A 19,105-nucleotide genomic window follows, 5' to 3' on the forward strand; every position below is an offset into this window, starting at 1 on the left:
ATAAACGGGCGGAATGACGCAACGGTTCAACCGGCGATTCGCTGGAACTGTCGCGAGTTGGCGGCAACCCGAAAAAGTTCCGTACACTTGGCGTCATGACGGCATCCATTTCCGACACCGCCCGTGGCCTGCTCGCTGACAGTGAAAAGCGCTTGGCCGCGGCGCGCGAAGACAATCCAGAGGTCTGGCAATCGATCCTCGAGGACGCACGCGTCGCCGAGTCATTGCCACGCGTGTGGACCTGCAGTGAGTTCGTGGCGACCAGCTGCCTTCGCTCGCCTGCGTTGTTGGCCGATCTCACCGCCGACGGCAATCTGTTCTCGCTCGCGCCCGATGACTGGCTGGCGCAAGAAGCAGAAGCGCGCGTGCGTGGGGACGCAGAAGCCGACCTGATGGAGTCACTGCGCCGCTTTCGCAGGCGGCACATGGTGCGAATCGCGTGGCGTGATATCGCAGGTTGGGCGACGCTCGACGAAACGTTGCGCGATCTGTCGACGCTGGCCAATGTATGTATCGATCTCGTCTGCCGGCGCATGTATGCGGCGCTGGTGGCACGCTATGGCACGCCCCGCGGCGCCGACAGTGGCGAAGCTCAGCCGTTGATGATTCTGGGCATGGGCAAGCTCGGTGGCGGCGAGCTGAATTATTCTTCCGACATCGATCTCATCCTGCTGTATCCGGAGGATGGCGAAACCGATGGCGCACGACCCATCGACAATGCCGAGTTCTTCCTGCGCCTCGGCCAGAAAATCGTGCAGCAACTGGCGACGCCGACGGTCGATGGTTTCGTGTATCGGGTCGACCTGCGCTTGCGGCCGTTCGGAGATAGCGGCCGACTGGCGCTCAGCTTCGCCTCGTTCGAGCACTACCTGCAGCAGCATGGTCGCGATTGGGAGCGTTACGCGTACGTCAAAGCGCGTGCGCTCACGGCGACGGAACAGTTCCCATCGCTCTACGACGAAGTCCTGCGGCCGTTCGTTTATCGGCGCTACCTCGACTTCAGCGTGTTCGAATCGCTGCGTGACATGAAGGCGATGATCGCGCGCGAAGTCGAGCGGCGCGAGTTGAAAGACAACGTCAAGCTCGGCCCCGGCGGCATTCGCGAAATCGAATTCATCGTGCAGGCATTCCAGCTGATCCGCGGTGGCAGCGATCGCCGTCTGCAAGGGAAAGAACTGCGAGTGATCTTGCCGCAGCTCATTGGCCAACGCCTGTTGCGCGAGGATGCGGTCCGGGATCTCGAGGCCGCGTACGCCTATCTGCGCGTGCTGGAGAATCGTCTGCAGCAGTGGAACGACGAGCAGACGCATCAGCTGCCCGACGATCCGATCGCCCGCGAGCGACTGGCGTTCGCAATGAATGTGGGTAGTTGGGATGAGCTCGCCGCTCAAACCAATGCGCATCGTCAACGGGTCGAGCGCTATTTCACGCAGACGGTCTTCGGTCCGCAGGAGCGCACCGATGGGATCGCCTCGATGGAATCGACCTTCGATCTGGACGTCGATGCAGCCGAGCGCGCCAGCATGCTGGTCAACTGCGGTGTGACCGATCCCGAGCCGATCAACGCTCGATTGGAAGAGCTGCGCAATAGCACCTACTACCGTCGGCTCGATGACACGGGCCGTCGACGGTTGCGCGATCTGCTGGCGCGAATTCTCCGGATGCTCGCATCCGACGCTGCGCCAACTACGACGCTCGCCAGAGTCCTGCGCATCTTCGAAATGATCGGCGGGCGTACGGTGTACCTCGCGTTGCTGACCGAGAATGCCGCGGCCTTGAGACGGCTCGTCGAACTGTGCGCGCACAGCCAATTCCTGGCAGATCAAATCGCCGCGCAGCCGCTGTTGTTGGATGAGCTGATCGACGAGCGCTTTGTCGAAGAAGCGCCGTCGCGGGCGCAGTTCGCCGCCGACCTCGCATCCTCACGCGGCCGCATGCAGCACGAAGATCCGGAACGCCAGGTCGAGATTCTGCGTCAGTTCCAGAGCGCGGCGATGTTTCGAGTGGCCGTTGCCGACCTCACAGCCGGCCTGCCGTTGATGAAGGTCAGCGACCGCTTGACCGACATCGCCGAGCTGATCGTGCAAGAAACGTTGTCGCTGGCGTGGGCTCAGATCACCGCCAAGCACGGCGTGCCTCGTTACGTCGACGAGCGCGGCGAGTCGCACATGGCTCACATGATCGTCGTGGCTTACGGCAAGCTCGGCGGCTTGGAGCTGGGTTACGGCTCCGATCTGGATCTGGTGTTCCTGCACGACTCGATCGGCGAGTCGCAGCGGACCGATGGCGAGCAGTCCGTGGAGAACACGGTGTTCTTCCAGCGGCTCGGGCAGCGGCTCGTGCACCTGTTGACCGTGCATACAGCATCGGGCCGGTTGTACGAAGTCGATACCCGGCTGCGGCCGGGCGGCAATAAAGGCCTGCTGGTGCAGTCGGTAGCCGCGTTTCGCGAGTATGAGTTTCAGGAAGCCTGGACCTGGGAACACCAGTCGCTGCTGCGTGCTCGCGCGATTGCTGGCGATCCGCAGGTGTGCGAGCAGTTCGAGCAGGCCCGCATCGAAGTCCTTCGCAATGCTGTCCGGCGTGACGGCCTGAAGCATGAAGTCCGCAAGATGCGCGAGCGCATGCGTGAAAATCTGTCCAAGGCGCGGGAGGGTCAATTCGACCTGAAGCAGGATGCCGGCGGCGTCGCCGACCTGGAATTCCTGGTGCAGTACTGGATGCTCGAGTGGGCGGACCGCTATCCCGAGATCGTCACGTTCTCGGACAACATCCGGCAGCTGGAAAGCCTGGGCTCGGGCAACCTGGTGCCGCAGTCGCGGGTGGATTTCCTGGTCGATACCTACCGCAAGTACCGCCAGCGCATGCACCGGCTGGCCCTGGATGGCGTCAAAAACGTGGTCGACGACGCAGAATTCGTCGCCGAGCGCCGGGGTGTCGTGGAAGTTTGGCAAGAGGTCATGCGCGAGGCGGGCGATCTGCGATAATCCGCCCCCTCCGAAGTCCATGCCGATGCCGTTATGACGACTGAACCTGCCGCCAAGCTGATCCAGCCCAACGCCCAGAACCAGTACACCGTGACCGCGGCCGACTTGCCCCTGTCATGCCCGATGCCCGGCATGCACCTGTGGAATTCGCATCCCAAGGTGTTCCTGCCGATCGAGAAGACCGGCTGGGCCAAGTGCCCCTATTGCAGCGCTGAGTACACGCTCAGCCGCTGAGCGGTGATTTTTTCATGATCGGGATCGGCCACTGCGGGTATGTCCATATGTTCGTGGGGTCCCGATCGAAAACTGGCTCACGCTCGGCCCCGAGCGATTTGGTTACCATGGCCGGATGACCAAAACACTGGACACTACGCCGGCGGCCGATGGCTTTCACATGCCGGCCGAATTCGAGGCGCACGACGGCTGCTGGATGCTGTGGCCGGAGCGGCCCAGCAACTGGCGGCTCGGCGCCAAGCCGGCGCAAAAGGCCTTCGCTGCCGTTGCCACCGCAATCGCCACCGGCGAACCGGTCACGGTCGGCGCTTCCCGCGGCCAATACCTGCAGGCCCGCGCCATGCTGCCCGATGCGATCCGCGTCGTGGAGATGTCGAGTGACGATGCCTGGATGCGCGATGTCGGCCCGACCTTCGTGGTCAACAAACGCCGCGAGCTGCGCGGTGTCGATTGGGTATTCAATGCCTGGGGCGGTATCGGCGGCGGTTTGTATTTCCCTTGGGATCAGGATGACCTGGTCGCGCGCAAGGTCTGCGAGATCGAAGGCGCCGATCGATATCGCGCGCCGTTAGTGCTGGAGGGCGGCGCCATCCATGTGGATGGCGAAGGCACGTTGATCACCACCGAAGAGTGTCTGCTCAGTCCGCATCGCAACCCGCATCTGGACAAGGGGCAGCTGGAAATCCTGCTGCACGAATATCTGGGCATCACCAGCGTGATCTGGCTGGGCAAAGGCGTCATCGACGACGAGACCACCGGACACGTCGACAATCTCTGTTGTTTCGCGCGCCCCGGCGAAGTGATCCTGACGTGGACCGATAACAAGCGCGATCCGCAGTATCAGGTCTCGCAGGATGCCTATGAGCGGTTGATGGATGCTCGCGACGCTCAGGGCCGCAAGTTGAAAGTTCACAAGCTGCAGCAGCCCGGGCCGCTGAAGCGCACGCATGAAGAGTCGCTCGATGTCGATGTCGCCGATAGCGGCGCGGCCTCGCGCAAGATCGGGGAACGATTGGCGGCTTCGTACGTCAACTTCTACATGGGCAACTCCAGCATTGTGATGCCGCTGCTCGATCCGAAGCAGGACGCAGCCGCGACGCGGGCGTTGCAGAAGATATTTCCCGAGCGCCGGATCATCGGCGTGCAGGCGCGCGAGATTCTGCTCGGCGGCGGCAACATTCATTGCATCACTCAGCAGGTGCCGGCACGCAAGCCGGCGCGTGGCGGGGCTACGAAGAGGAAGTGATCGATGGCAGCTCCACGCATCAGCAAGGCAGCGTTCGAACGAAGTCTGCCGACACTGCGCGATGAGCTGCTCGATCTGCAACTGAAGCTGCACACGGAGAAGTCGTGTGCCGTCGCCGTCATCATCGCCGGCACGCCGGCCGCGGGCCGCAGCGAAACCGTCAACGAGCTGCTCGAATGGCTCGATCCCAAGCACATCGACGTGCATGCGCTGGGGGCTCCCACCGCCTACGACAGAAAGTTTCCGACCCTGTGGCGCTACTGGCGGAAGTTGCCGGCGCGCGGGCGCATGACGTTCTTTTTCGCCGGCTGGTATGGCGAGTATCTGAGCGGCGTGATCAAGGACAGCAAGTCCAGGCTGGACGACAAGCGCTCGGTCGAAAGAATCCTCCAGCTCGAGAACATGCTGGTGCGCGACGGCGTGCGCGTCGTGAAGATCTATCTGCACACGGATCATGAAACGCAGCAGCGGCGGCTCAAAGCGCTGTGCGCCGACAAGCTCACGAGCTGGCGCGTCACCAAGGAAGATCGCTGGCAGGCGAAACATTTCAAGCGAGTGAACCGGATCGTGCACGCTTGTTTGAAGGCGACCGATCACGAGTCCGCGCCGTGGCATCGGGTCGACGGCACCGACGAGGAATATCGGTTGCTGACGGTCGGCAAGCGCCTGCGTGACGAGATTGCTGCTGGATTGAAGGCGGCGGAGCAGAAGCGTCGCGACTGGCCCAGCGAGAAGCCGGCCAAGGTCTCGCGGCTCACCGTGCTTCAGCCACAGCATCCGCTCGATGACGATGAGTACGAGCGGCAGCTCGAAACTTTGCAGGGCCATCTGGCGCGGCTGGTGCGCAAGTCGCGCTTCGGCAAGCATGGTCTGGTGCTGGCATTCGAAGGTATGGATGCGGCGGGGAAGGGCGGCGCGATCCGGCGGATCACGCATGCGTTGGACGCGCGTCAATATCAAGTTGTGCCGGTGTCGGCGCCGACGCCGGAAGAATTGCTATATCCCTACCTGTGGCGTTTCTGGCGTCACATTCCGGCGCAAGGCTCGATCACGATTTTCGATCGCTCCTGGTATGGCCGGGTGCTGGTGGAGCGGGTGCGCGAGCTCACGCCGGATCCGGATTGGAAACGAGCGTATGCGGAGATCGTCGAGTTCGAGCGGCAGCTGACCGAGCACGGCTTGCTGGTCGCGAAGTTCTGGCTATCGGTGAGCAAGGACGAACAGCTGAAGCGTTTCAAGGCGCGCGATGAAGATCCGCTGAAGCGCTTCAAAGTCGATCGCGAAGATTGGGCGAACCGTCGCTATTACGACGCGTATCAAAACGCTGCGGCTGAAATGATTCGCCGGACCGATGCAGAGGATGCGAAGTGGACGATCGTCGCCGCGGACGACAAGAAACAAGCGCGGCTCACGGTGCTGAATGCGGTGTGCGAGACGCTGGAGCGCTGAGGCGATTACCAGTCTTGTCTCACGTTGATTACGAATACAACGTCCGGTGAATGCTCGACGGCGAGATCTTCGCTGACGCCGAGGTCGAGGCGCCAGCCTGAGTCGAATCGATAGTCGCCGCCGACGGTCAGCACGACGGCGTCACTGAAGAAATCGAGATCGCTGTCGTAGGCGGCCGTGTGCGCATCGACCTGTGCTTTCAGCGACAAGCCCCGCCAGGCCTGGACGGCCACACCGGCCATGCCGCTCCACACGACACTGCGTTGCCGATCCGGCAGCAGATCGCCCTCGCCAAGATAGGTTGCGGCAGCCTGTCCGAAGACGGACCAGCGGTCGCTGAGCGAGCGTTGACCCGCGAGCAGTAAAGAAACATCCGTCCCGCCGCTGCCGGTGAGTTTGTCTGCGTCGCCCGTTGGAAGCTTGACCGTGAGCCAGGCAGTGAGTGTCGCCGCCGTGGGGAGCTCGTAGCCGACAGCGGCCTGGATGTCGCCGAGACCACTCGCCGATGAGTTGATGTTCACCTGTCGCGTGCCGGCGCGGGTGTAGGCAATGGCAATCTGATCGCGGGGCAACGCGGAACGCGCGCCATCCGGCAGGCCGAAGGTGTCATGCCAGCTATCGATGAAGCTATCGAGATTGCCGCCGCCGGTGTAGCGATAAGGCAGCTGCAGCTGCCAGCTGAGGCCCGTGTCCATGAAGGAGCCCTGCAGCGTCAGGCGGGCTTCGCGTGTTTCGGCATCGACGAGGAGAGCTTCGTCGTTACGCTGCTGCATGACTGCGGTGGTGCCCCAATACAGATCGAGGCGGCCCGACAGGCCGTACGGCGCAATTGCCGGCATGGTTGTGGGCAGCCCGAAGCCTGACAGCAGAGGGTTTTGATCGCGAACGACGAAGGCCTTGTCGAAATCGCGTCGCTGGCAGCCGAGTACGATGTCTTCCAACTCATTGGGCGCTTCGTCAGCGATGACGCTGCCCGAAATCAGCAGCAGCGTGACAGCTGCGGCCCGCACGCGCGTGGCTAGAACCAGATCGACACGAACGCCTGAATCACGTTCGCGCCGAACTCGTACAGCGGCTCGCTGCCAGCGGGCGCATAGCCCGGGTCGGTGGGAAGCAATTGCGACGCGCGAGCGTCGCGGAAGTCGTCGTATTGGAACTCGATGCGGTCGTAGAACAGATTCACGGAGCCCTTCTTCACGAAGCGCCAGCCGGTCTGGGCGAACTCGTAGCTCGCGCCGATACGGAATGCGACGCTGTTGAAGGTCGACAGCTCCTTGTCGCGGGCCAGGAAGTTCTGCTGGTCCACACGGCTGAACAGGTCGGCATAGAACTCGGCGTGGTCCTGCTGGTAGTAGCGAACGCGCGCTTCCAGCGTCCATTGCTGCTTGATCGGATGAATGTAGCCGAGCTCGAAAGTGTCGGCGCGGATGTCCCACGTGTCCGTGAAGAATCGGTATCCGCCATAGATAGCTGCGCGATACGGCAGGAAGTAACGGCCGTTCACCGCCACGGCATTGCTGGTGCGAGTGCGCGGATAGATTTCCTGCGCGAGGATGAAGCGGCGGTTGTCGTTGGGATCGACGTATCGATACGAGCGATAGGGATTGTTCAGGAAGCCTTCGTCCGTGATCACCTCGAGGTTCATCGTGGCGATCAACGACTTGGTGAGAATCTGCGACACGCCGACGCGGTAACTCCAGCGGTCGATGTCTTGTTCGAAGCTCGGGTCGGTAGAGTTGCCCACTTTATCCGAGCCGCGCGAGAAGCCCATGCTGATCGTGGTCAGGTCGCCGAACAGATCCTGGCTCAGGCCGAAGCTCGCGGTCTGCGCTTCGTAATCGTTTTCGTCGCTGTTGGTATAGCTGAGGTTGTACGTGGTCTTGCCGCGCAGATACTCGAAGCCCAGCGAGTACTGATCGCGCTCTTCTTTGTATTCGCTCGCGCCGCTCACCTCGACGTCGATGGACGCGCTGGTGATCATGTCCTGATAGTAGTTGGCGCTGACGGCGTACTTTTCCGCCATCTTCTTCCGCACCAGCACCGACGGCCCGTGAATGGTCACGCCGCCGCCTTCGTAACGGTGATAGAGCGCGTCGGCGCGATCGTCCGGCAGCACGCCGGCCGAGCTCGCCAGTGGCAGCGCCAGTGCGGCGCCGGTCACGATCGTCCAGAGAATGCGTGCTTTGTTGCGGGCGAGGCTCATGCGATGTCTCAGTTACAGCCGCAGCCGCCACCGCCGCCGCCGAGTGCGCCACGAGCGCCCTCGCGAGCTTCCCACACGTGGTCGATATAAGCAGAGGAAACGGGATTGGGATTCGCGGACATGATGGGATCCGCCAGCTGCTGGCGCTCATAAGGCTTCACCCACGGCTCGATGTTGCCGCAGGCGGAAAGCCCCGAGACCAGCGCCACGCTGAACACTACCTTGACCGCGATTCCCTTGATCACGTCGTGACCTCTTACTCTTTCAGCAGGGCGCGAATCTGGTTCAGATACTCGCCTTCGTCGCCCGCCTTGTAGCCCCGGTGCAGGTAGCGGATGTTGCCCTTGCGGTCGATGAACACCGTGCTCGGCATGGCGTTCACGTCGTACAGCTTGCTCACCTTGCTCTCGCGGTCGAACAGCACCGGGAACGAGACCGGCGTGTCTTTCAACCAGCGCTCGGCGTCCGCCGTGTTCGCTTCCACATTCACGCCGACCATGGTGAAGCCGAGCGAACTGTAGCGCTTGTGCATCTGTTCGAGAAGCGGCATCTCCGTGCGGCACGGGCCGCACCAGCTCGCCCAGAAATTCAACATCACCACTTTGCCTTTGAGCTGCTCCAGCGACACGTTGTCGCCAGCCCGCGACGGCAGGGTGAAGGTGGGCGCCACGCCAGTGGGCGTGCTGGCGCTCACCAGCGAAGAAACAACCAGCGCGCCGCACAGCGCGCCGACACGCATCAAGACGCGAATCCGTTTGCCCATCGACATGAGAGACGACCCTCTATGACACACCAATCCAGCAGGTATCGTCGCTCAGAAGAAAATCGACAAACCGAGATGCGCTTCTAGATTATTGACGATCTTCTTTTCGCCCACCAGGTCGCTGTCGAAGATGTGGTCGCGCACGTCGAAGTGCACGGCGATCCAGTCCGCCGGCAGCACGCGATAGCCGAAGCCGCCGCTCACGGTGAAATGATCGTCGCCGGCGAACTCGGTGTTGCCGATGCCGGCCACCAGGTAGAACGCGCTGTTATATGCGCGGTTCTTGCCGATGAATACTTCACCAGGCAGCGCGTTCCAGCCGAGCGACAGCGCGTAATACGAATAGTCGCGCTCGTCGTCGTTGAGCAGATCGGCCTGGCCGGCGAGGTTCTCGTAGCTGGTGCGGCCGGCGCGCGACTTGCCGTACGTGCCTTCGAGGAAGAAATCTTCGGTGAGGTGATAAGCGAGACGCCCGCCGTACACGACGTTGCTCTCGAAATCCTCGATGCTCATGATGCCGACGTAGCCGCCCAGCTCGAAATCTTCCGTGTCGATGCGCGAGCGACGGATCTCGCGCCGTTCGACCTGCGGATCGATGATGGGCCGCTGGTCCGGCTCGCCGGTCAATGGCTCCGCGTTCGCGGCAGGCGCCAACGGCTCAGGCCGGTCGTCGTCACGACCGCCCAGCAGGGAGCAGCCCGGCAGCACCGTGACGGCGAGCAGGCTCAGAAAAAGAATGCGAAACCGAGATACTTCCATTCGTCCACTTCCTCGTTGTCGTTGCGGCTCGTGAACACGATGTTGTGACGATATTCGGAGCGCAACATGAAACGACGGGTCAGATAAAATTGCAGGCCGCCACCGACGTAGCCGATCTGATCGTCACGGTCGATGGCGTCCACCAGGTTCGCCTTCGGATCGGTGTAGATCACACCGGTGCCGAGCGTGAAATAGGGCGACAGGCGCCACTCGGGCGCGAACACGTGCAACAGGCCGACGGTGTAGCTGTGACTGTTGGAGAACTCGCCGATGATGTGATTGACGGTCAGCTCGATCGACAGGTTGTCGCTGAACGCGTAACCGCCGAACACCGAGATCAGACTCGCGCCGTCGAAGTCGCCGCCGCTCACGCCGGCCTGCCAACGGCGGCTCATATAGTTCTCGCGCGCCGGCTCCTGCAGATCGAGCGGCTCGCCGGTGGGCTCCAGCGTCGCGATCATCTGATCGCGCGACGCCCAGCCTTCGACGCCCTGATCGGTGCGCAGCTGGAACCAGTCGGTGCGGCGCTTCACCAGCTCCACTTCACGGCCGCGCTCCACCACATGAAAGATCGGATAGCCGCGCCCCGGACCGGAGCGCAGCTCGATGAACGGATCGGCGATGAGGATCTTGTGCGCCGGTTCTTTAGCCTGCACTCCCGCCGCGAACAGCAACAGCAAGCATAGGAACGATAGCGGCGTGAGCGACCGAGACATCAATTCTCCGGGGCGGTGAACGGGTCGTTGAAGTACTGCGCGCCGATGTCCAACCATTCGGACAGCAAGCGTAACTCACTTGATGACATAAAGTCGCTATGGTCGACCGTGCCGGCGGCGGCGCCCGACATCGTATTAAAGAAGCGAGTCGAGGCCGCGGCGCCGTTGGCGCTCATCGAAGCCGGCACGTTGCGGAAGGCGACGCAGGTCGTGACGTTCGTCACCGGATCGGTTTGCTGCTCCTCGCAGATGTCCTGAAGGACGGTGCCATTCAGTTCCTGGGCGCGGTCGCCGAACAGCAACTCGCGATACGACTTGAACTGCAGCGCCTGCTCTTCGGACGCGCCGTCGGTCAGGTCCAGATCGCCCTTCGGCACGTCGACCATGCCCGCTGCGTTCAGCGGCGCATGGCAGCTGTTGCACTTGTTGTTGATTTCCACGCCGTTGGAATCCACGTCGTTGATGCCGTCGTTGTTGGCATCGACGAAGCGGTCCAGCCCCCACAACGGATGAATGTGCCTCTCATAATGAATAGTGATGCGGCACAGGCTCGTGAGATTGGAGCGGCAGGTCGACGCGACCGGCGCCACCGCGCCGGCGGGTAACGAGTTCTGACAGGCGAAGGGGGTGGGGGTGACGGCGTTGGTCAGCACGTTGTTCGCGCCGGTGGCATAGCACGCGTCGACCTCGTTGGTCGTGGGCGCTACCGGCAGCCAGTAATCCCTGAACGCCAGGTCGACGCTCATCGAACAAGCGCCATTGCACATGATGCGGTTACGCGTTTCGGCCATGGTCTCGCCGACGCTGTTCGCGAACAACGCCGAGTTGGCGCCAGGGAACGGCACACCCGCACTGGGTGCGCCTGGATTCACCGGATTCGTCATGCCTTTACGACCATGCGCCATCGGCGTGGTGGCATTGCCGTTGTGACATCCATTGCAGGTCAGCTGCTCGCCCGGCTGCACTTGCAGCCAATTGGTATGGCGGCCGCCCAGCGCGCCGCCGAGGCGGCGGCCATTCGCATCGAGCACGCTGATCGAGAACGCGACGTTCGCCGGCACCTTCACTTTCACCGAGCCGTCCGGCTCGATCGGCGCGTAACCGAGGATTTCGCGCATGCCGAGCGCACGGTTCGGACCGAATGCGGTGTTCGAGAAGTTGCGGGTGTCGTTGTCCGGAATCGATACGGCCTTCTCGACGCGCAGGAAACGAGCCGGGCGGGTGTTGTAAGCCGCCGTGTTCGCCGGGCTGCGGACGGTGGCGATGCCGCCGGGCACGCTGTCCACGCCATCGATGTCATACACGCTGCCGATGCTCAGCACGCCGACGCCTTCGTTCTGCAACTGTTGCGGATAGTCGATGCCCGCGGTGCGGTCCGGAATGACGACAGGCAGCGCACGCTGCGAGCCCGACACCACTTCGGTGTAGATGAATCCTTCCTGCGGAACGACGATGGGCCGCTGAGTATTTTCGCGAACGTCGTACACATAGATGCCATACAGCGGCGGCGCTTCCACCGCATCGGGGTTCTGCAGGCGCTCGCTGGTGCAGGGGACGATGCGCTCGTTCTCCACCAGTCGACACTGCGACCAGCTCACCAGCAGGCGACCGGTGCCGTCATACAACGGTTGAGCCGTGCGATACCGGCCGCCGGGCGACGGGCCGGAAATCGTGCGCACATCGGTCGGCAGCGCGCGCGTCTGCGCCGGACCGGTCATGCCGATGTTTGCGGCCGCGGCGGCGCGAGTGTTGTCGACGTAAGTATCGGTGTCGATCAGCACCAGGTCGCCGCCTTCGCCCGTGCCCTGGAATTGACGGATCAGCGACAGCGTGCGGCCGTCCTGCAGCGGCTTCGGATTCAGGAACTGAATGGTGCTCAAGGTGGCGGCCGGCGGCGGATTGGGCGAGCCGGTCTGATGGCTGTTCGCGCCATACAGCAGCTGCAGATCCGAGCCGTCGGGATTGATGGAATACAGATCGAACTGGTTGTCATCGATGTGATGCTCCCAGCGCGTGAACACGATCCGGCCGTTGGGCAGCACTTCCGGCGCCAGGTCGTGGCTCTGGTTGAACGAGATCTGATGGATGTTGGTGCCGTCCTCGTCCATCACGTGCAGCACGAAGGCCGGCTCGTTGTCGTTCTCGTCCTGGGCCGCGAACTGCGGCTTGTTCTCGTCGAGCAGGACGGCGCGCGAGGCCTGCTGACGGGTCGAGCTGAACACGATGCGCCCGTCCGGCAGGTAGTGCGCCATGATGTCGTGACCCGTCTCCTCGACGATGTCGGAGGTGATGATGCGGCGAAGCGCGCGGCTCGCCACGTTGTATTCCCAGATGTTCCAGGTCGGCTGATCCTCTTCGTCCGCGTTCTCGATGAAGCGCGCACGCATGGAGAACAGCACCTTGGTGCCGTCGTAGTTGACGCTCACGTCGCGGATATCGCCGAGGCCCTGGGTCTCGCCCGAGGTGAGATTGACTTCCGGCGAGCTGGTCGAGGCGCGATCGCGCATGAACAGGTCGGCGCCGATCTCGAAACGCAGCAGCTCGCGCGCATCGGCGTTCGCCAGCTCGTCGTCTTCCGGATCTGGCACCGGACGCTTCACGTAGAACACCGGGAAATCCAGCGTCACCGGATCCATGTTCTGACCGCTGCCGATGGTCACGTCGGTGCCGCCGCCGCCGCTGTCGCAGCCGCCGAGCAGGAACGCAATGGCGCTCATGAGCAGCACCGCGCCGCCTTTGCGCACGCTGGCCCGATTCGACGCGTCTTGCTGCGCCTGATGACTCATTGAAGCGTTACTCCGAGTTCTCGCATCGATTAACAACGTTGTCTGCCAGATATTCGCCAGGTATTCGATGGCTCGGAGGCGCTTCGTTTTCGGGGGGCGCCATCTTCGACGCGACATATTTCGCGATCCGTTAAGCGAGTCACAAGCGGACGCGATATTCCCTGAATCTAGCGCCTGTTCCGCCGGGCTTCGGACCATTGCGTGAAGCGCCTCACACTCCAACCGTGACCCCGTCGATATCAATGGCGGGTGCGTCGGCGGACTGCGCATCGTGGCGGCGAGACTACACGCGCGCGCGAAGCGCCAGACACTGTCTCTTGGGCGCGACGTATGGCGATTGAGACAGTTAACTGGCTGAAAACGCGACCGTATAGTCCTCCCAATGTCGGGGTACAACCGACTTTGTATCGATACCGCGGGTGACCCTTAAGAGTTTGCCGGAGTCTGCCGAGAGTAGATCGTCCGGCTGTGGGAAAGAGCTGCATGAGCAACATGAAACGAACGAACGGAACTTCGCCGCTCGCGAAAGCAGCCGCGCTGGGCGTGGCATTACTGGCTTTCGCGTCAGGGCAACAGGCAGTTGCGACGCCGGCTGGACGTGCCCAGGCCCGCCGCATGTACGAGCGGCTCACCGGTACGCCGCCGTCGGAGAGCGACCTCACCAGGCTCGAAGCCATGGTCGGTAGCGGCTCGATCGCCGAGCTCGAAGCCACCGCGGCGGACATCATCGATCCCGACCACGAGACCTCGAAGAACTTCTATACCGTCACGCTGAAGAACTTCGCGTCGCCGTGGACCAATCGCGATCAGTCGGTGTTCGCGCCGCTGAACGATTACACCGCCACGGTCATCGGCCTGATCAAGGACGACAACGCGGATTTCCGACAGGTGCTGTTCGAAAACGTGCTCTACGTGGGCAGCAGCGGTCCGGCGTACTCGCCGACCAGCAACGCGCACTACGAGGCGCTGGAAAGCAATAGCGTCGACCTGCGCACTCTGAGGCGTGAAGTGCAGTCCGCGCTGAACGGCCTGCCGCCGGAAGCGACCGCGGGCGTCATTACTTCGCGCGCCGGCGCCGAAGCGTTTTTCATCGACGGCACCAATCGCGCGATGTTCCGGTTCACGCTGCTGAATCACATGTGCCGCGACCTGGAACAGGTGCACGACACGTCGCTGCCGCCCGATCGTATCCGTCAGGACGTGACGCGCAGCCCCGGCGGCGACAGCAGCGTGTTCAACAACAACTGCGTCGGCTGCCACAACGTCATGGACTCGATGGCGCAGGCCTTCGCGTATTACGACTTCGACGAGACCGTCGGCCGGCTGGTGTACACGCCGAACCAGGTGCAACCGAAGTACCTGATCAATGCCGACAACTTCAAGCCCGGCTATGTCACGCCGAACGATGCGTGGGAAAACCGCATGCGTCTGCCCGGACGTAACGATGCTGGCGTGCTGGGCTGGTCGTCGAACCTGCCGGGCCGCGGCAACGGCGCCAAGAGCATGGGAGAGGAGCTGGCGTACAGCGGCGCGTTCGCGCAATGCCAGGCCGAAAAGGCGTATCGCAAGATCTGTTTCCGCTCGCCCTCGACTCAAGCCGAGTACGACGCGGTCAAGAGCATTGGTAGCAACTTCCAGACCAACGGCAGCATGCGCACCGTGTTCGCGCAGGTGGCTGCGCAATGCGCTGGCCAGTGAGGCACGGTGATCCCATGAGCATCAAGAAACAAATGCGCGCTCAGCAAATCGGCATGGCGGCGAGACTGGCCCGCTTCGCGGCGGTGGCCGCGCTCGGCGCGTTGACCCTGGCTGGTTGCAGCGGCGGCTCGAGCACCGAGCAAAATCCGAACCCCGGCGCGCCGACGCCGAACGTCGGTTATAACGGCCTACCCGCGGCCAACGACGACATCCTGGCGTTCCAGAACGAATTCTGGACCAACATCCGCGTCGCCGATCGTTGCGGCGGCTGCCACAACGCCAACGGCCAGGCGCCGACGTTCGCTCGCTCCGACGACGTGAACCAGGCGTATCAACAGACGACCGCGATCGTGAATCGCGAAAACCCCGGGTTGTCGCTGCTCGTCACCAAAGTGGCCGGCGGCCATAACTGCTGGCGCGGCGATCCCGGCGCCTGCGCCGAGGATCTCACCACCTGGATCAGTGCCTGGGTCGGCGCCGACGGGAACAGCGCCAAGCAGATCCAGCTGGTCGAGCCAACTCCGATCGATCCGGGCGCCAGCAAGCGCTTCCCGGCGATGCCGCCCGCGGCGTTCAAGCCGGTCTACGACCTGCTCGATCAGCATTGCTCGAACTGCCATCAGCCCGACTCGGCCACCGCGCAGTCGCCGTTCTTTGCGGCGGGCGATCGGAATGCCGCGGACATACTCACGTCGGACGTGTACCTCGAGGCTTATCGAGCTTCGCAGCCGAAGATCAATCTCAACGAGCCGGAGCTGTCTCGTTTCGTAATCCGCCTGGCCGACGAAAGTCACAACTGCTGGACCAGCGATTGCGACGCCGACGCGACGGTGCTGCTGAGTCGCATCCGGACGCTGGCCGGCGCCATCCCGGCCGACCCGACACCGCCGGGCATGCTCAGCAAGGCGTTGACGCTGTACGACGGCACGATTGCGAGCGGCGGCAGCCGTTACGAAAAGAACATCGTCGCGCTGTATGAGTTCAAGACCGGCAGCGGCAACATTGCGTATGACACCAGCGGCGTGGCGCCCGCGGCCGACCTGGAATTGTCGGTGCCCGGCATCGACTGGGTCGGCGGTTACGGCATCAATATCCGCGACGGGCGCGCCAAGACTTTCGGCGCGGCGAGCCGCAAGTTCTACGAAAAGATCGCCGCCACCGGCGAATATTCCATCGAAGCGTGGGTCGCGCCGGGTAACGTCACGCAGGAAGACGCCCGCATCGTCAGCTACTCGGGCAGCGCGACTGCGCGCAATTTCACGCTGGGCCAGCAGCTGTACAACTACGAGTTCGCGGCCCGCAGCTCGGCCACCGACGCCGATGGCGCGCCGAGACTGTCAACCGATCCCGATCAGGAAGTCCTGCAGGCATCGTTGCAGCACGTCGTCGTGACGTTCGATCCGGTCAACGGCCGTCGCATCTATGTGAACGGCGAGTTCACCGGCGATGTGGACGGCTCGGGCGGCGGCACGCTCGAGGCATGGGACAACAGCTTTGCCTTGTTCCTCGGCAATGAGGCCAGCGGCGACCGTCAATGGCAGGGTGTGGTGCGCCTGGCGGCGGTCTTCAACCGTGCGTTGACCTTGCAGCAGATCAAGCAGAACTTCGCCGCCGGCGTCGGCCAGAAATTCTTCCTGCTGTTCGGCGTCTCGCACATCGTCAGCGTGCCCAAGGCCTACATCCTGTTCGAGGCCACGCAGTACGACTCGTACGGTTATCTGTTCACCAATCCGAAGTTCATCAGCCTCGATGCGACGGCCATGCCGGGCAGCATCCGCCTGAAGGGCATGCGCATCGGCGTGAACGGCGCCGAGGCGCAAGTCGGCCAGGCCTATCGCTTGCTGGATACCAACATCACCAATGAGATGTACTCGGCGGCGACCGGTCAGCTGCTCTCCGCGGTGGGCACCATCATTCCGGTGGAGCAGGGACCGGAGACGGACCAGTTCTTCCTGTGCTTCGATGCGCTCGGCTCGGAGACCAACGCCTGCACCCAGTACACCGCGGGTATCACTCCGACGCCGGTGCTGGCGGAGGCGGGCTCGGACATCGGCGTGAAGTTGTTCGACGCCATCAACGCGACCATGTCGACCATTACCGGCGTGCCGCGGGACAACGCAAAGGTGAAGGCGACGTACGCCAGCGTGCGTCAGTCGCTGCCGGCAGTGAATGACATCCAGGGCTTCCTGTCGTCGCATCAGACTTCGCTGGCTCAGCTGGCCTTGCAGTACTGCAACGTGATGATGGATACGCCGAGCCTGCGCGATGGGTTCTTCTCGGGTGCGGGCGTGAATTACGACGACGTGCTCACGGAGCCCGATTACAGCGCGGTGAATGCCAATGGCCAGGCCGTTATCAATCGTCTGCATGCCAAGATGATCGGCACGGCGATCTCGCAGCCGACCAGCCCCGAGTTTTCGACCGACATGGGCGATCTCGTGGAGTCGCTGTGCAATCCGAGCCTGCCGGCGGTCGTGGTTGCGCCGCAGACCAAGAACCTGGCGTGTGGCACGGTCAATCAGCGGACCAACGTCAATCGCACCGTGGAAGTCATCAAGGCCGCCTGTGGCGCCGCTCTCGGCAACGCCGCGGGCCTGGTTCAGTAAGAGGCAATTCGCATGTTGATCATCAAATCAAAACGGAAGCGTGCCCTCGGCCTGAACGAGCCGCTGAAGCATGAGTCGCACAAAAGACCGGTGACTCGTCGTGATTTCCTCGCTCAGGGATTCACGACCGGTGCAGCCACCGTCGTGGTGCCTGCCGCGATGAGCATGATGGCGTCGCGCCGCGCCCGGGCGGCGACGGAGCAGGAAAAGGAGGACTGCGGAATCGTCGGCGGCAACGGCAAGATTCCTTTCATCTGCTTCGACCTCGCTGGCGGCGCGAACATCGCCGGCTCGAACGTGCTGGTGGGGCAGCGGGGCGGCCAGCTGGATTTCCTGAGCACCCAGGGTTACTCGAAGCTGGGCCTGCCGGGCAACATGTTGCCGAACAACTCCACGACCAACTTCGTCAACACCGAGTTCGGGCTGGCGTTTCATTCGGACAGCGCCTTCCTGCGCGGCATGCTGGAGAAGACCAGGCCGGAAACGCGTGCCTTCGTGAACGGCGCCGTCATCGCCGCGCGTTCCGAGAACGACACCAGCAACAATCCCCACAACCCGATGTACGGCATCGCCCAGGCCGGCCTGAACCGTCAGGGCGCCAAAGGCGAGCTGCTGACCTTGATCGGTTCGCAGAACTCGGAATCCGGCGGCAATTCCATGGCGCCGGCCGCGATGATCGATCCGGCCAACCGCCCGACGAAGATCGATCGCGTCAGCGACGTGACCGGTCTGGTCGATACCGGTGAAGTGGCGAACATCCTGAGCGTCAGCGATACCGTGCAGACGCTCGAGACCATGTACAAGATCAGCGGCCGCAAGCTGGCGCATGTCGACACGCGCCTCGGCGCCGGCGGTGTCGGTGGCGTCGGCGGCGACGCCGCGGTCAAGAAACAATTTCAGTGCGCCTACCTCAAGACCGCCGATACGGTGGAAACATTCAGCAATCCGGCGTCGCTGAACCCTTCGCTGGATACGCGCGTGCAGGGATTGTTCGGCGGCGCCGACTTCGGCGGCGACGGCGAATTCCAGAAAACCGCTTCGGTGATGAAGCTGGTCATCGACGGCAACGCCGGCGCGGGCACGATCACCATGGGTGGTTTTGACTATCACACCGGCGAACGGGCCACGGGCGAAGCTCGCGATTTGCGCGCGGGCCGTTGCATCGGCGCTTGTCTGGAATATGCGGCGCTGACCAACAGACCGGTGATGATCTACGTTTTCAGCGACGGCTCGCTGTCTTCGAATGGCATGGTCGACGATTCCGTCGGCGGCCGCGGCAAGGGCCAGTGGACCGGCGACAACCAGCAGACCGCGGCCTCGTTTTTCCTCGTGTACAACCCGGATGGGCGCCCGACGCTGCTCGGTAACGGCACGCCGGCGGCGGCCAATCATCAGCAGATCGGTTACTACAGCGCCGGCGGCGATGTGGTGACCAGCAGCAGCCCCGCTGCGAACAACGTCAACCTGCTGGTGCAGACCGTGATCCTGAATTACATGGCTTTGCACGACGAACAACATCTGTTCAACGGGCTGTTTGGCAATGCTCTCGGCATCGACGGCGCGCTCGACGGTCTGATTGCCTTCACTCCGATCGCCAGCGGCACGGTCTGATTTTTTCGCGCTGTCGACTGTCAGGCCCGGCTCTCGCCGGGCCTTTT

The 19,105-nt window shown here is 63.0% G+C and carries 14 protein-coding genes; 7 read left to right on the forward strand and 7 right to left on the reverse strand.

What is annotated here, in order from left to right; translation table 11 throughout:
• Positions 1–95: 95 nt before the first annotated feature.
• From glnE to pap, 4 genes are all read left to right on the forward strand, one after another.
• Entirely contained in the window at positions 96–2,987 is a 2,892-nt protein-coding gene (gene glnE / locus GYH35_RS25895; protein WP_161813134.1) for a bifunctional [glutamate--ammonia ligase]-adenylyl-L-tyrosine phosphorylase/[glutamate--ammonia-ligase] adenylyltransferase, read from the forward strand.
• A 33-nt stretch (positions 2,988–3,020) separates the two neighbouring features.
• A complete protein-coding gene (locus tag GYH35_RS25900; protein WP_116809467.1) occupies positions 3,021–3,221 on the forward strand; it encodes a zinc-finger domain-containing protein in 201 nt (66 codons plus the stop codon).
• Between the two features lie 115 nt (positions 3,222–3,336).
• The gene (gene aguA / locus GYH35_RS25905; protein WP_161813135.1) at positions 3,337–4,467 is read left to right on the forward strand and encodes an agmatine deiminase; all 1,131 of its coding nucleotides are present in this window, start codon (positions 3,337–3,339) and stop codon (positions 4,465–4,467) included.
• A 3-nt stretch (positions 4,468–4,470) separates the two neighbouring features.
• The gene (pap, locus tag GYH35_RS25910) at positions 4,471–5,916 is read left to right on the forward strand and encodes a polyphosphate:AMP phosphotransferase (protein ID WP_161813136.1); all 1,446 of its coding nucleotides are present in this window, start codon (positions 4,471–4,473) and stop codon (positions 5,914–5,916) included.
• Between the two features lie 5 nt (positions 5,917–5,921).
• Here pap and GYH35_RS25915 read toward each other — a convergent pair whose 3' ends face one another.
• From GYH35_RS25915 to GYH35_RS25945, 7 genes are read right to left on the reverse strand one after another with little or no spacing between them, the layout of a single operon-like run.
• Positions 5,922–6,926, reverse strand: coding sequence for a DUF3187 family protein (locus GYH35_RS25915; protein ID WP_161813137.1), 1,005 nt, complete (start codon positions 6,924–6,926; stop codon positions 5,922–5,924).
• A gap of 8 nt (positions 6,927–6,934) precedes the next feature.
• Positions 6,935–8,119 carry a DUF3570 domain-containing protein gene (locus GYH35_RS25920; RefSeq protein ID WP_161813138.1) on the reverse strand — a complete coding sequence of 395 codons (1,185 nt, stop codon included), beginning with the start codon at positions 8,117–8,119 and terminating at the stop codon, positions 6,935–6,937.
• An 8-nt stretch (positions 8,120–8,127) separates the two neighbouring features.
• The gene (locus GYH35_RS25925; protein WP_407676192.1) at positions 8,128–8,352 is read right to left on the reverse strand and encodes a DUF4266 domain-containing protein; all 225 of its coding nucleotides are present in this window, start codon (positions 8,350–8,352) and stop codon (positions 8,128–8,130) included.
• 23 nt (positions 8,353–8,375) lie between these two features.
• Positions 8,376–8,888 (reverse strand): TlpA family protein disulfide reductase, encoded by a 513-nt coding sequence (locus GYH35_RS25930; protein ID WP_202624696.1) that lies wholly within the window; start codon positions 8,886–8,888, stop codon positions 8,376–8,378.
• Positions 8,889–8,933: 45 nt separating this feature from the next.
• A complete protein-coding gene (locus tag GYH35_RS25935; protein WP_161813139.1) occupies positions 8,934–9,641 on the reverse strand; it encodes an outer membrane beta-barrel domain-containing protein in 708 nt (235 codons plus the stop codon).
• Positions 9,608–10,357: an outer membrane beta-barrel protein gene (locus tag GYH35_RS25940; protein ID WP_161813140.1), complete on the reverse strand. Its 750-nt coding sequence runs from the start codon at positions 10,355–10,357 to the stop codon at positions 9,608–9,610. Before GYH35_RS25940 ends, GYH35_RS25935 begins: the two co-directional genes overlap by 34 nt.
• Positions 10,357–13,143, reverse strand: a complete 2,787-nt coding sequence (locus tag GYH35_RS25945) for an HzsA-related protein (RefSeq protein WP_161813141.1) — start codon at positions 13,141–13,143, stop codon at positions 10,357–10,359. The genes GYH35_RS25940 and GYH35_RS25945 overlap by 1 nt, the downstream gene beginning before the upstream one ends.
• A gap of 492 nt (positions 13,144–13,635) precedes the next feature.
• On the opposite strand from GYH35_RS25945, the gene GYH35_RS25950 reads away from it, so the two are divergent.
• The 3 genes from GYH35_RS25950 to GYH35_RS25960 are packed head-to-tail and all read left to right on the forward strand — an operon-like array spanning position 13,636 to position 19,058.
• Positions 13,636–14,841: a hypothetical protein gene (locus GYH35_RS25950; protein ID WP_202624698.1), complete on the forward strand. Its 1,206-nt coding sequence runs from the start codon at positions 13,636–13,638 to the stop codon at positions 14,839–14,841.
• A gap of 14 nt (positions 14,842–14,855) precedes the next feature.
• Positions 14,856–17,447, forward strand: a complete 2,592-nt coding sequence (locus tag GYH35_RS25955) for a LamG domain-containing protein (protein WP_202624700.1) — start codon at positions 14,856–14,858, stop codon at positions 17,445–17,447.
• 12 nt (positions 17,448–17,459) lie between these two features.
• Positions 17,460–19,058, forward strand: coding sequence for a hypothetical protein (locus GYH35_RS25960; RefSeq protein ID WP_202624702.1), 1,599 nt, complete (start codon positions 17,460–17,462; stop codon positions 19,056–19,058).
• Positions 19,059–19,105: the final 47 nt, after the last annotated feature.

The sequence above is a fragment of the Steroidobacter agaridevorans genome, assembly GCF_009932555.1.
In the GTDB taxonomy this organism is placed as follows: domain Bacteria; phylum Pseudomonadota; class Gammaproteobacteria; order Steroidobacterales; family Steroidobacteraceae; genus Steroidobacter; species Steroidobacter agaridevorans.

What these genes read in the sequence shown, in the direction of transcription:
- aguA (WP_161813135.1), top strand. Translation starts at nt 3,337, where the DNA reads ATGACCAAAACACTGGACACTACGCCGGCGGCCGATGGCTTTCACATG.
- GYH35_RS25945 (WP_161813141.1), bottom strand. Translation starts at nt 13,143, where the DNA reads ATGAGTCATCAGGCGCAGCAAGACGCGTCGAATCGGGCCAGCGTGCGC.
- glnE (WP_161813134.1), top strand. Translation starts at nt 96, where the DNA reads ATGACGGCATCCATTTCCGACACCGCCCGTGGCCTGCTCGCTGACAGT.
- GYH35_RS25955 (WP_202624700.1), top strand. Translation starts at nt 14,856, where the DNA reads ATGAGCATCAAGAAACAAATGCGCGCTCAGCAAATCGGCATGGCGGCG.
- GYH35_RS25950 (WP_202624698.1), top strand. Translation starts at nt 13,636, where the DNA reads ATGAAACGAACGAACGGAACTTCGCCGCTCGCGAAAGCAGCCGCGCTG.
- GYH35_RS25940 (WP_161813140.1), bottom strand. Translation starts at nt 10,357, where the DNA reads ATGTCTCGGTCGCTCACGCCGCTATCGTTCCTATGCTTGCTGTTGCTG.
- GYH35_RS25960 (WP_202624702.1), top strand. Translation starts at nt 17,460, where the DNA reads ATGTTGATCATCAAATCAAAACGGAAGCGTGCCCTCGGCCTGAACGAG.
- GYH35_RS25920 (WP_161813138.1), bottom strand. Translation starts at nt 8,119, where the DNA reads ATGAGCCTCGCCCGCAACAAAGCACGCATTCTCTGGACGATCGTGACC.
- GYH35_RS25935 (WP_161813139.1), bottom strand. Translation starts at nt 9,641, where the DNA reads ATGGAAGTATCTCGGTTTCGCATTCTTTTTCTGAGCCTGCTCGCCGTC.
- GYH35_RS25930 (WP_202624696.1), bottom strand. Translation starts at nt 8,888, where the DNA reads ATGTCGATGGGCAAACGGATTCGCGTCTTGATGCGTGTCGGCGCGCTG.
- GYH35_RS25900 (WP_116809467.1), top strand. Translation starts at nt 3,021, where the DNA reads ATGACGACTGAACCTGCCGCCAAGCTGATCCAGCCCAACGCCCAGAAC.
- pap (WP_161813136.1), top strand. Translation starts at nt 4,471, where the DNA reads ATGGCAGCTCCACGCATCAGCAAGGCAGCGTTCGAACGAAGTCTGCCG.